The organism is Bowmanella dokdonensis (genome assembly GCF_017254865.1).
Lineage (GTDB): Bacteria > Pseudomonadota > Gammaproteobacteria > Enterobacterales > Alteromonadaceae > Bowmanella > Bowmanella dokdonensis.
This window is the reverse complement of the sequence record NZ_JAFKCV010000463.1, coordinates 1-246: the sequence shown is the minus strand read 5'-3', so window position 1 is coordinate 246 and position 246 is coordinate 1. Positions and strand designations below refer to the sequence as shown.

Below are 246 nucleotides of genomic sequence, written 5' to 3'. Positions count from 1 at the left end.
AGGTCTCTGAAGGGTTGTTCAAGACGAGAACGTTGATAGGCAGGGTGTGGAAGCGTTGTAAGGCGTTAAGCTAACCTGTACTAATTGCCCGTGAGGCTTAACCATACAACGCCCAAATTACGATGTATGTGCAAGCCACAACTCATCAAACCAATACGCTACATAAGCGATGAATTCTTTATCACAGTCCAGATTGTTAACCTTTTTTGCCTGGCGGCCATAGCGTTACGGAACCACCTGACTCCA

General features: G+C 46.3%; 1 rRNA gene. It reads left to right on the top strand.

Going from position 1 to position 246, the window contains the following annotated elements:
- Positions 1-105: ribosomal RNA gene (locus J0A66_RS23305) — 23S ribosomal RNA — on the top strand; the annotation flags it as partial.
- Positions 106-246: the final 141 nt, after the last annotated feature.